The organism is Microbacterium sp. NPDC088619, from assembly GCF_044752825.1.
In the GTDB taxonomy this organism is placed as follows: Bacteria; Actinomycetota; Actinomycetes; order Actinomycetales; family Microbacteriaceae; genus Microbacterium.
In genome coordinates, this window is record NZ_JBIVLZ010000001.1 from 329,070 (window position 1) to 342,591 (window position 13,522).

Below are 13,522 nucleotides of genomic sequence, written 5' to 3' on the forward strand. Positions count from 1 at the left end.
CCCGCCGCAAGGTCGTCAGCCGGGAGTCAGGTAGGCGTCGACGATGATCGGACCGCGGATCTCGCGCAGCTGATCGATGATGCGATCCACACCGCGGGCGGAGACCGACGTCATCTGCAGGTCGTGGGGGCCCAGCGGTTCCAGCCGCCCTGTGCGGATGCGGATGACCTCCCAACCGGCGGAGCGCAGGGCACGATCCTTGCGCAGATCCGTGTGCTCACGCTTGCCGACGTGCTCGAGTCCATGGCGCCCGACGGTGTCGTACTCGATGGCGACGCGAAGCTCCGGAAGCAGGATGTCGGGCCACACCTCGGTGTGACGGAAGAAGGGCCGCGAGACCTTCACCGCATTGGCACCCGGTGTGAAGGAGAGGCGGTCGGCGAGCGCCGCACGAAGCCGGGCTTCGGCGGCGGATGCCGGTGCAGGAGCGCACACGCTGGTGAACGCCTCTCCGGTCGCCAGATCGGGAGTCTTGTCGCACAGCGCGAGCTGAGCTTTCGGGCGCCGCGGAACCGCGCGCGCCTCACCCAGGATCACGGGTTGAGGCCTCGCGAGCAGCGAGCACTCGGGGCACCATGCCGATTGACGACGCACTCGCCCCGGGCGCTCACGCTGTTCCGTCGGGGTGGCTGCGAAACGGTGGCCCACCCGGCATTCCCAGCACAGCAGCACGTCGGCCGCCAACGGCACCTGCGACAGCGCGATGCCGTGATTGAGCTCGGGGTGGTACTGGCGGATCAACTCGGGGTAGGCGGCCCATTGCGAGCGATAGGTGCCGACGTCGTAGGGCACCTCTCGCCCGCGCGAGAACTGGCGTCTCGCCCACCACGACTCCACGGGTTCAGTCACGTCGGGCAACCTACCGGTCGCCGCCGACATCGCCAGGGGGCGTCGGACGTGACAGACTCGCGGAGAGGAACGAGTCCGGTGAACGGACAGAGGGAGTCATCATGCCGCAGCGGATCGTGATCAGTGGCGCATCGGGTCTGATCGGCACGGCCCTCGCGTCGTCCCTGCGCTCGGACGGTGCGGAGGTGACGACCCTCGTGCGTCGCCCTCCGCGCGAGCCCTCCGAAGTGCAGTGGACTCCCGGCGAGCGCGAACTCGACCCCGATGTGCTGGCAGGGGCCGACGCAGTGGTCGCCCTCGGCGGGGCGAGCGTGGGCCGGTTGCCGTGGACCCGGCGCTACCGCAGGGAACTGGTCGAGTCCCGGCTGACCACCACTCGCACGCTCGCGACCGCGGTGCGCGCACTGCGCGAAGATGCTCCGGCGCTCGTCTCGGCATCCGCCGTCGGCTACTACGGCTCGGCACCCGGCGAGATACTGACCGAGGCGTCGCTCGCCGGAGACACGTTCCTCGCCCAGCTCTGCGTGCGCTGGGAGCAGGAGGCGCTGCGCGCGGGGGAGCAGACGAGAGTGGCGCTGCTGCGCACAGCCCCGATCATCCACCGCCAGGGAGTGCTCAAGCCGCTGATTCAGCTCACCCGGTTCGGGCTCGCGGGTCCCATCGGCCCTGGCACCCAGATCTGGCCGTGGATCTCTCTCGAAGACGAGGTCCGGGGCATCCGGCATGTGATCGACCAGCGCCTCGAGGGGCCCGTGAACTTCACCGGCCCGACGCGCGCCTCGGCGAACGACATCGGTCGCGCACTCGCGCAAAAGATGCGGCGTCCGTTCTGGATTCCCGCTCCGACCTGGGCGCTGAGACTCGCGCTGAGCCGTGCCGCTGCCGACTCGCTGCTCATCTCCGACGCCGATGTGCGACCTGCCGCGCTCGAGGAGTCCGGCTTCGAGTTCATCCACAAGACCGCGAAGCAGGCCGTCGACGCCGCGCTCTGAGCACGATGCGGCTACAGCCCGCTCGGCTCAGCGGGCGTGCGGGTCGCGCCGGTTGAGGGTCTCGACCACCTGCGCGTAGTCGCCTCGCGCTTCGCCGTAACGCAGGAACTTCACGTTCTCGACCTGGATCTCGGTGGCGTCCGGCTGGGTCTCGATGAGTTCGACGACCTCGCTGACGAACTCGTCGAGGGGCATCGCGAAGTCGCTGGTCTCCTGTCCGGGCATGAGGGACGTGCGCACGGCAGGCGGTTCGAGCTCGAGCACGCTCACGCTCGTGTCGGCGAGCTGCAGGCGCAGCGATTCGCTGAGCATGTGGATGGCGGCCTTCGTGGCGTTGTACGAGGGCGTGACGCGCAGCGGGGCGAAGGCCAGTCCCGAGGACACCGTCATGATCGTGGCATCCGGCATGGTGCGCAGGTGCTCGATGAAAGCCGCGATCAACCGGATCGGTCCGAGCAGGTTCGTCGTGACGGTAGCCTCGGCCGTCTCGAGGAACCCTTCGGACGACTTCCAGTCCTCGGGGCGCATGATCCCGGCCATCGCGATGACGACGTTGAGCGAGGGATGCTCGGCGAGGACGGACTGTGCGGCCGCGCGGATGCTGTCGGCATCCGTCATGTCGATCCGAACCGTGTCGATGTCCGGGTTCGCCGCGGCGATCTCGTCGAGCAGCTCGACACGACGCCCGCCCACGATCACGGTGTTGCCTCGTTCGCTGAGTCGCCGGGCGAGCGCGAGGCCGATGCCGCTCGTGGCGCCGGGGATGAAGATGGTGTTTCCGGTGATGTTCATGCGTCCACTCTTCGGCCTGTCGCACCGGCTCACCAGAGAGCACTCATCCAGGGATCGGCGGTCCCTGGATGCACGACGACGAGCACGAGATACTTCACTGGTGGACAGAGAAGCACTCGCCGAGTTCCTCGTGCGGCGCAGGGAGCAGCTGAAGCCCTCCGATGTCGGCCTCGGAGCGGGAGCGAGACGCCGCACTCCCGGTCTCCGCCGCGAGGAGGTCGCCCAACTGGCCGCCATGTCGACCGACTACTACGCGCGTCTCGAACAGCAGCGCGGTCCGCAGCCCAGCGTGCAGATCCTCGCTTCGCTCGCGCGGGCGCTGCGATTGACTCCCGATGAACGCGACTACCTTCATCGCATCTGCGGGCACAGCGCCCCGGATCGCACGACGTTCACCGACTATGTGCATCCAGGCATGCTCCGTGTTCTCGACCGCCTCGATGACACGCCCGCGTTCGTGGTGTCCGTGCTCGACGAGGTCCTGATCCAGAACGACGCCGCGCGGGCTCTGCTCGGTGATGCGAGCGGTCTGGAAGGGATCGAGAGGAGTGGGATCTACCGCTGGTTCGCGCACCCTCACGACGAGCGCAGGCGCTACCCGGAGCAGGACCACCCGCGCCACAGCCGTGTGCTGGTGGCGTCGCTCCGATCCGCCTACGGCGCGCTCGGCGAGCGCTCACGCGCCGGCGAGATCGTTCGGCAGCTCACGATGCACAGCCCGAAGTTCGCCGAGCTGTGGGACGTGCACGAGGTGCGGCGGCGTTTCGAAGACCACAAGGTCCTGATCCATCCGGAGATCGGCCCGATCGAGGTCGACTGCCAGGCGCTGTTCACGGAGGATGAATCCCAGGCGCTCATCGTGCTGACCGCGGCCCCGGGCACTGACGCTGCGAGCAAGCTCGAGCTGCTCAGAGTGCTCGGGACACAGCGGGTCTGACCGGCACCCAGCACGACACCCTGCTGCTGTACTCCAGGAAGTCCGATCCGAATCTCGCTTCCAGATCCGCCTCCTCGAGCGGCCGGACGACTGTGTTCCAGAGCAGCGATCCGAAGATCGAGTAGGCGACGACGAGCCACGAACCGAGGATGAGGCCTACGCTGATCCCCTGTGCAATGCCGGCGACCGCCATGGGGTTGCGAACGTACCGATACGGGCCCGTTATCACGAGTCTTCGCGCCATCTGTGACGGGAGCGGGGTGCCCTCGCCCTCGACGGACATCGACACGGCTGACCAGACCCCCAGGGCGGTCGCTGCGACGAGCAGCGCCCCGCCGGCGAGGTGCACGACGAGCGGGGCCTCGATGCGCAGCGACCAGCGGGCCTCGATGAGCGACACGACCACGGGGATGGCCACCAGGAACGTGCCCCAGAAGAAGAGGGTCTGCAGTCCGGTGCGGGCGAGCAGCGCTCGTGTCCCGACCCTCGCAGCGGGTCGGAACGCGAGGGGGCCGGTGACGAGCCACTCGAGAGGCGCCCTTCCGCAGAGAAGGACGATTCCGGCCGCGATGCTCGCTCCGGCGGCGATCACCATGACCAGCGCGCCCCACCCCGCGAGACCCGTCACGGTCGCGTAGACGGCCATGGCGGCGGCGACGATGGCCGTCCACGGAACGGTGATCCACAGAGCCCATCGGGAACCGGCCGCGATGATCGCCGAACCGATCACGAAGAGCGGGATGTCGAACACCGACACGAGTCCGGCGGGCAGGTCTCCGAGCGTGAGGTGACGCACGTCGGCCGACAGTGCCACCGCGAGCCACCAGGCCGCTCCGGCCAGAGCCTGCACAGCGAAATACAGCCGGGCGGTCACCGGTGTGATCGGGATCCCTGCGATGACCGGCATGCAGTCAGTCTATGAGCGCCGTGTGCGGACGCCCGCTCAGCATGCTGCCTCAGGACTCCTCGTGCGATGCGGGATCCGCGTCGAAGAGCCGCCCGTCTGCGCGTCCGAGCGCCGTGATCGCAGCGACCTCGGCCGTCGTCAGCACCACTTCTCCTGCGGCGAGGTTCGACACCTGGTGCTCGAGGGAGGATGCCTTGGGAATCGCGACCGTCTCCCGCGCGATGTGCCAGGCAAGCACGGTCTGCGCGGGGGAGATGCCGTGGGCTGCCGCCACCTCGCCGATCACCTGTTCCTCGATCAGCTCCTTCGCCCGACCGAGCGGACTCCACGCCTCGGTCAGGATGCCGTGCTCTCGGTGATAGGCGAGCTGCTCGTCCTGGGGGAAGTACGGGTGCACCTCGATCTGGTTCACCACGGGGCGAACGCCGGTCTCGCGCTCGATGCGCTCGAGGTGCTCGGGGAGGAAGTTCGAGACGCCGATCTGTCTCACGACCCCGCGCTGCTGGGCCTCCACCAGCGCTTCCCATGCCTGCACGTATTCGTCCTGATGCGGGTTCGGCCAGTGGATGAGGTGCAGGTCGATCGCGTCGACGCCGAGCCGCGAACGGCTCTCCTCGATGCTGGTGCGAGCTTTCGCCCGCGGGTGATGACGGCCGGGCAGCTTGGTGGTGACGATCAGCTCCGCGGAGTCCACATCGGACGCGCGCACGCCGCGCCCCACCGAGCCCTCGTTCTCGTAGTTGAATGCCGAATCGATCAGGCGGTACCCGGCGCCGATCGCCGTGGTGACCGCATCCGCGCCCGCGTCGCCGTCGAGCGCGTAGGTCCCGAGCCCGAGAGCCGGAAGGGCGAAGCCGTTGTGTGCCGTGAACTGAGGAAGAGCCGTCATGGCGCCAGCGTACGCTGGAGCGATGAGCGAGGTGCAGAGGATGGCGTCGGACCACGATGTCCCCGATAATGCCGATCGGTGTCCGTGCGGCTCCGGAGACGTCTTCGGCGGATGCTGCGGACCACTGCTCCGCGGGGCTGCGGCCCCCACGGCCGAGCGCCTGATGCGCTCGCGCTACACGGCATTCGCGGTCAGGGATGCCGCGTATCTCCAGGCGACCTGGCATCCCTCGACCCGCCCCGCCGAGATCGACCTCCACGACGACGTGGTCTGGCGACGGCTCGTGATCGTCGATCGCATGGGCGGGGGTCCTTTCGATCGTGACGGCGAGGTCGAGTTCGAGGCCTTCTGGCGGCAGGACGCCGAGCGGGGTTCGCTCCGTGAGCGGAGCCGCTTCGTACGCGAGGATCGCAGGTGGCTGTACCTCGACGGGCAGGTCGGGTGATGGACGTCACCGCGCAGCGACTAGATTTGAGAGCGTGAACGCCAGCCCAGAACACCAGCGCATCCTGCTCGACGTCGCCGACCTGGACCGGCGCATCGCGCAGGCGGAGCGTGCGCGCACCAAGCCGCCTCAGGCCGCCCGCATCACCGAGCTCGTCGCCATCCGTCAGGATCAGCTCCGCGAGCTGACCGCGCTGACCGGCACGCGTGACGATGTGCGCACCGAGCTCACGCGGCTGGAGTCCGATGTGAAGCTCGTCGAACAGCGCCGGGCCCGCGACGCCGATCGCCTCGCCACGGCGACGAACTCGAAGGAGGCGCAGGCGCTCGAGCACGAGATCGCCAGCCTCGCCAAGCGTCAGAGCGATCTGGAGGACATCGAGCTCGATGTCATGGGCCGTGTCGAAGACGCCGACGCAGCTGTCGCCGCTCAGCAGGCGCTGCTCGGAACGACGACGGCAGAGGGAACCGCGCTCACTGCTCAGGCCAAGGCAGACGTCGCTGCCGCGACCGACCTCATCGCCCAGTTGACTCGCGATCGCGAAGCGGTGACGGCACCACTTCCTGCGCCGCTCCTGGCCGAGTACACGCGTCGCGCCGCGAACAGCGCCGGCGCCGCTGTGCTGTCCCGTGGCACCTGCGAAGGCTGCCGGATGCTGCTCCCTGGCACCGATCTGAACGACATCCGCAATGCTGCGGACGACCTCGTCGTCTACTGCCCCGAGTGCGGGTGCATTCTCGTGCGCACCGAGGAATCCGGGCTGTGATCTCTGCGCCGCGAGCGCGACAGCGGTGAGCTCGCGGCAGGCCGAGCGCCGTGTCCTCCTGGTGGCGGCTCGCTCGGGCGGTTACACCGCGGTGGAACTCGATGCCGACGACGCTGAGGCCCGTCGTTTCGAGCTCTCCGCGGCGGAGATGCCCGAGTGGGTCGCGGCTCAGGAGAGGGAGTATCCGCCGCGCTGGGTGATCCGCAGCGCCAGGGAGATCTATCCCGTGCTTCTCGAGGCGGGTGTCCTTCTCAGCCGATCGCATGACCTGCTGCTCTCCCATGCGATTCTTCGCGACACGGACAAGGTCCCCCGCCCGCTCGCTCCGTCGTCGTCCTGGGTGCGACGGGAGCCCGTCGACGAAGCCCCGGCGCTGTTCGACGTCGTCGCGCATGACGCGCCGGATGACCCTGTCGGGGACGCCCTCGATCAGTACCGCGAGCAACGCCGCGTTCTCAAGGACAGCAAGGACGGTCGCCTGACGCTGCTCACCTCGGCCGAATCGGCAGGGGGCCTCATCGCAGAGGAGATGCGCGCAGCCGGCCTGCCCTGGAACGAGTCGGTGCACGATGGCATCCTCACCGAGATACTCGGCACCCGCCCGATGGCGGGAGGTCTGCCGAGCCACATGGTGGCTCAGGGCGACCGGGTGCGTTCGATCCTCGCAGACCCCACCCTCAACCTCGAAAGCCAGCCGAAGCTGCTCCGCGCTCTGCACCGCGTCGGCGTGCAGGTCGAGTCGACCGGTCGGTGGGAGCTCGCCCAGCACAGCCATGCCGTGGTCGAACCGTTGCTGGCGTACAAGAAGCTGTCGCGGTTGCTCAGCGCCAACGGATGGGCCTGGCTCGCCGAGTGGGTGCATGACGGGCGCTTCCGCCCGATCTACATCACGGGCGGTGTCGTGACGGGGCGGTGGGCATCGGCCGGCGGTGGCGCCCTCCAGCTGCCGCGCAACCTGCGCGCCGCCGTGCGCGCTGATGAGGGGTGGACCCTGGTCGTCGCCGACGTCGCTCAGCTGGAGCCGCGGATGCTCGCAGGCATGGCGGGCGACCGTGCGATGGCCCGGGCGGCGCAGGGAAAGGACCTGTACGCCGGGGTCGTGGAATCGGGCGCCGTGGCGACGCGCGAAGAAGCGAAGTACGCCGTGCTCGGGGCGATGTACGGAGCGACGACCGGCGACAGCGGGCGGCTGGTTCCCCGGCTGCGCAAGGTGTATCCGCGGGCGATGGCGCTCGTCGACAAGGCTGCACGGTTCGGCGAGGACGGGGGAGTCGTGTCGACCTGGCTGGGACGATCATCTCCTCGTCCGTCGATCGAGTGGGAGGCGATGCAGGCCGCCGCCACCGATGCCGACGCCGATCCCGCAGAGGTGGCACTCGCCCGGCGTCGCGCGCGCGACTGGGGACGCTTCACCCGCAACTTCGTGGTGCAGGGCACCGCGGCAGAGTGGTCGCTGATCTGGCTCGCTGAGATCCGGCACCGCCTGCAGCGACTTCCCGAGGCGGAGCGAGAGGCCCCGGCATCCGGGATCTTCCGCTCACGCGCGCACCTGGCCTTCTTCCTGCACGATGAGGTGATCCTGCACGTTCCCCGAGAGCAGGCGGATGCCGCAGCGGATGCCGTGCGCGAAGCCGCTGCGGTGGCCACGCGCCGACTCTTCGGGGACTTCCCCATCGATGTTCCGCTGGATCTGCGGATCGCGGAGTCGGCTGAGAAATGAGCCGCGCTGGTCGTAGACTGAAGGTGCGAATGGGTCGACTGGACGGTCGCGTGGCGGGCAACCGCACCGAGGAACGTCCGGGCTCCTCAGGGCAGGACGGTGGGTAACACCCACCCGGAGCAATCCGCGAGAAAGTGCCACAGAGAGCAGACCGCCCCGCAAGGGGTAAGGGTGAAAGGGTGGTGTAAGAGACCACCGGGGGCCATGGTGACATGGCCCGCCAGGTAAACCTCGTCCGGAGCAAGGTCAGACAGAGGATGTTGACGCGGCTCGCCGAGTCCTCGGGTAGACCGCTAGAGTGCCACGGCAACGTGTCGCCGAGAGAGATGGCCGTCGAAGGGGCGAAGAACCCCGGAACAGAACCCGGCGTACAGGTCGGCCCATTCGCACTTACAGGCTTGGCCAGGATTGTCCGGTTCAGCGTGTCAGGCCTCCGCGGAGCGTCCCGACCGTCCGCTCCTGCCTCTGGCGTCACAGCCGGTTGCTCGGTAGCGTTCGTTGATGCCGAACCGCACAGCTGCCGCGACCGTGGCGCTCTTCACCGCCCTGTCCGTCTCAGCGCTCACCGGCTGCAGCGCGCCGACGCCGGAGATCGTAGAGACCGCGGCCGAGGTGCAGCCCGCCGCGAAGCCGACGCCGAGCGGCACCCCCACGCCGACCCCGACTTCGACGTCGACTTCAGAGGTGAGCCGCTGCGACCTGCTCTCCATGATCTCGATTCCCGGGTACAGCGAGGGAGATGAAGAGCCGACCTATTACGCCACGTGGAACGGTGTACTCCCGGTGGACAACGGCGAGACCGATCATGCCCGCGGCACGATCATGAAGACATCGGACGGCCGGATCGCGACGTACACGGTCGCGGAAGGGGATGCGCCGATCGCAGTGCGGGAACGGCTGTGCACGGACGTCCACGCGGCGATGACATACAACCGGCTGGGGTCGCTGCTCTATCCGGGCGATGTTCTGACGCTGGGGCCGGGAGCTATGGAGCCGCTCGCGACGGAACCGTTCGTGATGGAGCCTCAGCGACGCTGAGCGCGGAAAGATGCTCTCGCCGAGCGCCCGGGTGCGACCGGCGACAGCCGAGCGTCGACGTGAAGGCGGACGGTGTTCTCGGAGCGGTTCTACGGCCGACCGCTGAGAGTGTCCGAGACGCTGTCGGCAGCCTCCGCAGCCTTCCTGCGCGTGAGGTTGCGTCGCACGAGGGGCCAGAACAGCACGAGCACGCCCGTGGCGATGAGGCTCGTCCACACCTGGGTGCGGCCTCCCTCACTGAACATCATCACGACGATCACTGCAGCGATGCAGGCGATCAGCAGGATGTTCAGCCAGGGGTGCAGCCACATCTTGAGCTTGAGATTCGCGACCTCCTCCGGTGTCATCTTCTGGCGGAGCCGCCACTGAGTGACGGCGATGAAGACGTAGACGAGCAGGGCGACGAGGCCGGCCGAGTTCATGATGAAGTCGAAGATGCCCGATCCGGGCGTCAGGAAGTTCACCAGGGTGGCGATGAGTCCGCCGCTGGTCGAGGCCAGCAGCGCCATCACCGGTACGCCGTTCTTCGACCTCTTCGCCACGATCTTCGGCGCGAAGCCCTGCTCGGCGAGCGCCGCGAACATGCGCGAGGCGGAGTACAGACCCGAGTTCAGCACCGAGATGACCGCGGTGAAGATGACGAGCTGCATGATGATGCTCGCGCCGGGAATGCCGAACTGCTCGAGGGCGTAGGTGAACGGTGCGTTGGCGACGTCTGTGGGCGCCGGCAGCTCGTTCCACGGCACGACCGTGACGATGATGAGCACCGAGCCGACGAAGAACAGCAGGATGCGCCAGATGATCGTGCTCGTCGCCTGGCGGATGCCCTTGGCAGGGTCTTCGGACTCGGCGGAGGCCATCACGGCGATCTCCGTGCCGAAGTACGAGAAGATCACCAGCGCCACGCCGGTGAAGGCGACGCCGTATCCGTTCGGGGCGAAGCCTCCGTGCTCCCACAGGTTGGAGATCGAGACCTCGGAGTTCGGCCACAGACCGAAGGCGAAGAGCAGGCCGGCACCGAGGAACACGACGATCGCGAGCACCTTGACGCTGGCGAGCCAGAACTCGACCTCGCCGAACGCTCGGACCGAGATGATGTTCGTGCCGACGAAGATCCCGATCAGGATCAGCGACCACGCCCACGACGGGACTGCGGGGAACCAGCTCGCCATCGTCTCGCCTCCCAGCACCGCCTCGTAGGCGAGCACGCCTACCCAGAAGTACCAGTACAGCCACCCGACGAGATACGCGGCCCAGTTGCCGAGGCCCACTCGTGCGTATTCCATGAACGAGCCGATGGCCGGGCGCGAAGCCGCCATCTCGCCGAGCATGCGCATTGCGAGGAACACGAGCAGCCCGCCGATGAGATACGACAGCACCGCGGCCGGCCCTACGGCGCGGATCACGTTGCCGGAACCGACGAAGAGGCTCGCCCCGATGATCCCGCCGAGGGTGATCATCGTGACATGGCGCGATCTCAGCTTCTTCGCCTGAGGTCTCTCGACGGGCACGAACCCCGCCGACGTCGCCGGCGAGACCGGCTTCTCCCAGGATGATTCTGACGGTTGGTTCATCTCGAAGCTGCCTTTCGTTGCCACGCGACCTGGACGTCGGGGCCGTAGTCCAGAGGTATCTCACCGACCGAGGAGGACACGCAGGGATGCCATGTTGCCACGTGTCCTGGTGGTGCGCAGTATTTTCTGCGGACCGACCGTCCGATAGCCCGCACCCCGGGATGCAGCCGATCTCTCGCCCGGAAACGGAGAAGGCCCCGCCGGATCGACGGGGCCTTCTGCACTCTGTGGTCGTGGGATCAGTCGCCTGCGAGGGACGCCGCGCCGATGATGCCCGAATTGTTGCGGTGGATCGCCGGGACGATCGGGGTCTTGAGGTCGAGAAGCGGGAGGAAGTCCCCGGCGTTCTTCGACACGCCGCCGCCGACCACGAACAGGTCGGGGCTGAACAGGAACTCGATGTGCGAGTAGAACTTCTGCAGACGCTCGGCCCACTCCGACCAGCTGAGCCCCTCTCGCTCCCGGGCGGAGGTCGCGGCATACGTCTCGACAGACTCGTACTCGCCGAAGTTCAGGTGACCGAGCTCGGTGTTCGGCAGCAGCACGCCGTCGTAGAGGAAGGCCGAGCCGATACCCGTGCCGAGCGTCGTGAGCAGCGTGAAACCGCGCACATCGCGGGCTGCACCGTGGCGTGCCTCGGCGACACCTGCCGCGTCGGCGTCGTTCACGAAGACGATGTTGCGTCCGAGGCCGTCGCGGAAGAACCGCTCGGCGTCGAAGTCGACCCACTCCTTCGAGACGTTGGCGGCCGAGAGGGTCTTGCCGCGCTTGACGATGGCGGGGAACGCCACGCCGAGCGGGAGAGTCGAGTCCTTGACGTCGAGGGTCTTCAGCACGGTCTGCACCGCCTGCAGGACATCCTGCGGAGATGCACCCTCAGGAGTGGGCACGCGAACCCTGTCCGAGGCCATGATGCCGTGCTCCAGGTCGACGAGACCTGCCTTGATACCCGTGCCGCCGATGTCGACGCCGATCGCTTTTGCCATGCTCGATAGCTTAGCGACCGACGTCCGCGCCGATAGGATCGATGACACCACGTGAAGAAGGGGATCGGCCATGTCGAACGGCGATGAGAAGTACTGGTACAACCTGGAGACCGGTCAGGTGGAGTTCGGCATGATCTCCGCGTCGGCTGACCGTGTCGGTCCCTTCGACACCGAGGCAGAGGCGTCTCGGGCTCCCGAGAAGCTCAAGGAGCGTTCGCGTGCCTGGGCCGACGAGGAAGCCGCCGAGAGCGGCTGGGACGCCGGAACCGGCAAGGGCGCTGAGTGACCGTGGACAAGCAGAGAGATTTCGTCCTCCGGACGATCGAAGAGCGCGGCGTCAAGTTCGTCCGCCTGTGGTTCACCGATGTCATCGGCACTCTCAAGTCCGTCGCGATCGCGCCGGCCGAGGTCGAGGGCGCGTTCGCCGAGGGGATCGGGTTCGACGGCTCCGCCATCGAGGGGCTGACCCGCAGCTACGAGTCCGACCTGCTCGCGCAGCCCGACCCCACCACTTTCCAGACCCTGCCGTGGCGCGGCGAGATCGACCCCACCGCGCGCATGTTCTGCGACATCACCACGCCGGACGGGCGACCGGCCGTGTCAGACCCGCGGCACGTGCTCAAGCGCACGCTCGCGAAGGCCGCCGATGCGGGGTTCACCTTCTACACGCATCCCGAGATCGAGTTCTACCTGCTCAAGTCGTCGTCGTTCGGCCCTGAAGGCCCTGTACCTGTCGACTCGGCAGGGTACTTCGACAACGTCCCGGGCGGCACGGCCCACGACTTCCGCCGCCGCTCGGTGCGGATGCTCGAGGACCTCGGTATCTCAGTCGAGTTCAGCCACCACGAGGGTGGACCGGGCCAGAACGAGATCGATCTCCGCTACGCCGACGCGCTGACGATGGCCGACAACGTGATGACGTTCCGCACGGTCATCAAAGAGGTCGCGATCGAGCAGGGTGTCTACGCGACGTTCATGCCGAAGCCTCTGAGCGGTCACCCCGGAAGCGGCATGCACACGCACATGTCGCTCTTCGAGGGGGAGCGCAACGCGTTCTACGAAGAGGGTGCCAAGTACCAGCTCTCCAAGACCGGTCGTCACTTCATCGCCGGTCTCCTGCGGCACGCCAACGAGATGGCCGCGGTGACCAACCAGTTCGTGAACTCGTACAAGCGCCTCTGGGGCGGCGACGAGGCTCCGAGCTTCGTCACGTGGGGGCACAACAACCGTTCGGCGCTCGTACGCGTGCCGATGTACAAGCCGAACAAGGGCGGCTCGTCGCGCGTGGAGTATCGTGCGCTCGACTCCGCGGCGAACCCTTACCTCGCCTACGCGCTCATGCTCGCGGCCGGCCTCAAGGGCATCGAGGAGGAGTACGAACTGCCTCCCGAGGCCGAGGACAACGTGTGGTCGCTCAGTGACGCCGAGCGCCGTGCGCTGGGCTACTCGGCGTTGCCGGCGAGCCTCGATCACGCGCTCGAATACATGGAGAGCTCCGAGCTGGTCGCCGAGACCCTCGGCGAGTCGGTCTTCAACTACGTGCTTCTGAACAAGCGCAAGGAGTGGGAGGCCTACCGAGGCCAGGTCACGCCGCTGGAGTTGAAGAACAACCTCGAGCTCCTCTGAG

The 13,522-nt window shown here is 67.7% G+C and carries 14 protein-coding genes and 1 other RNA gene; 9 read left to right on the plus strand and 6 right to left on the minus strand.

Annotation, left to right across the window (positions count from 1 at the left end; translation table 11 throughout):
• Window positions 1–15: 15 nt before the first annotated feature.
• Window positions 16–849 carry a zinc-ribbon domain-containing protein gene (locus ACIP5T_RS01750; RefSeq protein WP_400860089.1) on the minus strand — a complete coding sequence of 278 codons (834 nt, stop codon included), beginning with the start codon at window positions 847–849 and terminating at the stop codon, window positions 16–18.
• A gap of 101 nt (window positions 850–950) precedes the next feature.
• On the opposite strand from ACIP5T_RS01750, the gene ACIP5T_RS01755 reads away from it, so the two are divergent.
• On the plus strand, window positions 951–1,841 hold the full coding sequence (locus ACIP5T_RS01755; RefSeq protein ID WP_400860090.1) for a TIGR01777 family oxidoreductase: 891 nt from the start codon (window positions 951–953) through the stop codon (window positions 1,839–1,841).
• 27 nt (window positions 1,842–1,868) lie between these two features.
• Here the strand turns inward: ACIP5T_RS01755 and ACIP5T_RS01760 are convergent, their stop codons facing one another.
• Window positions 1,869–2,633, minus strand: coding sequence for an SDR family oxidoreductase (locus ACIP5T_RS01760; protein ID WP_400860092.1), 765 nt, complete (start codon window positions 2,631–2,633; stop codon window positions 1,869–1,871).
• Window positions 2,634–2,733: 100 nt separating this feature from the next.
• Here ACIP5T_RS01760 and ACIP5T_RS01765 point away from each other — a divergent pair, with 100 nt between their 5' ends.
• On the plus strand, window positions 2,734–3,570 hold the full coding sequence (locus tag ACIP5T_RS01765) for a helix-turn-helix transcriptional regulator (RefSeq protein ID WP_400860094.1): 837 nt from the start codon (window positions 2,734–2,736) through the stop codon (window positions 3,568–3,570).
• Here ACIP5T_RS01765 and ACIP5T_RS01770 read toward each other — a convergent pair.
• Both ACIP5T_RS01770 and ACIP5T_RS01775 read right to left on the minus strand, forming a co-directional pair.
• A complete protein-coding gene (locus tag ACIP5T_RS01770; RefSeq protein WP_400860096.1) occupies window positions 3,542–4,477 on the minus strand; it encodes a methyltransferase family protein in 936 nt (311 codons plus the stop codon). The two genes, ACIP5T_RS01765 and ACIP5T_RS01770, sit on opposite strands and share 29 nt — an antisense overlap.
• Window positions 4,478–4,526: 49 nt before the next feature.
• On the minus strand, window positions 4,527–5,366 hold the full coding sequence (locus ACIP5T_RS01775; protein WP_400860098.1) for an aldo/keto reductase: 840 nt from the start codon (window positions 5,364–5,366) through the stop codon (window positions 4,527–4,529).
• Between the two features lie 22 nt (window positions 5,367–5,388).
• Between ACIP5T_RS01775 and ACIP5T_RS01780 the strand changes: the two genes are divergently transcribed.
• The 5 genes from ACIP5T_RS01780 to ACIP5T_RS01800 all read left to right on the plus strand — a co-directional run bounded on the left by ACIP5T_RS01780 (window position 5,389) and on the right by ACIP5T_RS01800 (window position 9,335).
• Window positions 5,389–5,811: a YchJ family protein gene (locus tag ACIP5T_RS01780; protein WP_400860100.1), complete on the plus strand. Its 423-nt coding sequence runs from the start codon at window positions 5,389–5,391 to the stop codon at window positions 5,809–5,811.
• A gap of 34 nt (window positions 5,812–5,845) precedes the next feature.
• Complete coding sequence (locus ACIP5T_RS01785; protein ID WP_400860102.1) at window positions 5,846–6,577, plus strand: zinc ribbon domain-containing protein; 732 nt, start codon at window positions 5,846–5,848, stop codon at window positions 6,575–6,577.
• A gap of 25 nt (window positions 6,578–6,602) precedes the next feature.
• Complete coding sequence (locus ACIP5T_RS01790) at window positions 6,603–8,297, plus strand: bifunctional 3'-5' exonuclease/DNA polymerase (protein ID WP_400860104.1); 1,695 nt, start codon at window positions 6,603–6,605, stop codon at window positions 8,295–8,297.
• A gap of 30 nt (window positions 8,298–8,327) precedes the next feature.
• Window positions 8,328–8,684, plus strand: an RNA gene (gene rnpB, locus ACIP5T_RS01795) — RNase P RNA component class A.
• A 114-nt stretch (window positions 8,685–8,798) separates the two neighbouring features.
• On the plus strand, window positions 8,799–9,335 hold the full coding sequence (locus ACIP5T_RS01800) for a hypothetical protein (RefSeq protein WP_400860105.1): 537 nt from the start codon (window positions 8,799–8,801) through the stop codon (window positions 9,333–9,335).
• 89 nt (window positions 9,336–9,424) lie between these two features.
• On the opposite strand, the gene ACIP5T_RS01805 is transcribed toward ACIP5T_RS01800, so the two are convergent.
• Window positions 9,425–10,909, minus strand: a complete 1,485-nt coding sequence (locus ACIP5T_RS01805) for an amino acid permease (RefSeq protein ID WP_400860107.1) — start codon at window positions 10,907–10,909, stop codon at window positions 9,425–9,427.
• 239 nt (window positions 10,910–11,148) lie between these two features.
• Complete coding sequence (gene ppgK, locus ACIP5T_RS01810; RefSeq protein ID WP_400860110.1) at window positions 11,149–11,895, minus strand: polyphosphate--glucose phosphotransferase; 747 nt, start codon at window positions 11,893–11,895, stop codon at window positions 11,149–11,151.
• Between the two features lie 70 nt (window positions 11,896–11,965).
• On the opposite strand from ppgK, the gene ACIP5T_RS01815 reads away from it, so the two are divergent.
• Both ACIP5T_RS01815 and glnA read left to right on the plus strand, forming a co-directional pair.
• A complete protein-coding gene (locus ACIP5T_RS01815; RefSeq protein ID WP_400860111.1) occupies window positions 11,966–12,181 on the plus strand; it encodes an SPOR domain-containing protein in 216 nt (71 codons plus the stop codon).
• Window positions 12,182–12,183: 2 nt separating this feature from the next.
• Window positions 12,184–13,521: a type I glutamate--ammonia ligase gene (glnA, locus tag ACIP5T_RS01820; RefSeq protein WP_042541155.1), complete on the plus strand. Its 1,338-nt coding sequence runs from the start codon at window positions 12,184–12,186 to the stop codon at window positions 13,519–13,521.
• Window position 13,522: the final 1 nt, after the last annotated feature.

Bases quoted from the DNA above. Each gene is read 5' to 3' on its own strand.
- ACIP5T_RS01805 (WP_400860107.1), bottom strand. From the start codon at position 10,909: ATGAACCAACCGTCAGAATCATCCTGGGAGAAGCCGGTCTCGCCGGCG.
- ACIP5T_RS01770 (WP_400860096.1), bottom strand. From the start codon at position 4,477: ATGCCGGTCATCGCAGGGATCCCGATCACACCGGTGACCGCCCGGCTG.
- ACIP5T_RS01815 (WP_400860111.1), top strand. From the start codon at position 11,966: ATGTCGAACGGCGATGAGAAGTACTGGTACAACCTGGAGACCGGTCAG.
- ACIP5T_RS01775 (WP_400860098.1), bottom strand. From the start codon at position 5,366: ATGACGGCTCTTCCTCAGTTCACGGCACACAACGGCTTCGCCCTTCCG.
- ppgK (WP_400860110.1), bottom strand. From the start codon at position 11,895: ATGGCAAAAGCGATCGGCGTCGACATCGGCGGCACGGGTATCAAGGCA.
- ACIP5T_RS01755 (WP_400860090.1), top strand. From the start codon at position 951: ATGCCGCAGCGGATCGTGATCAGTGGCGCATCGGGTCTGATCGGCACG.
- ACIP5T_RS01780 (WP_400860100.1), top strand. From the start codon at position 5,389: ATGAGCGAGGTGCAGAGGATGGCGTCGGACCACGATGTCCCCGATAAT.
- ACIP5T_RS01760 (WP_400860092.1), bottom strand. From the start codon at position 2,633: ATGAACATCACCGGAAACACCATCTTCATCCCCGGCGCCACGAGCGGC.
- ACIP5T_RS01800 (WP_400860105.1), top strand. From the start codon at position 8,799: ATGCCGAACCGCACAGCTGCCGCGACCGTGGCGCTCTTCACCGCCCTG.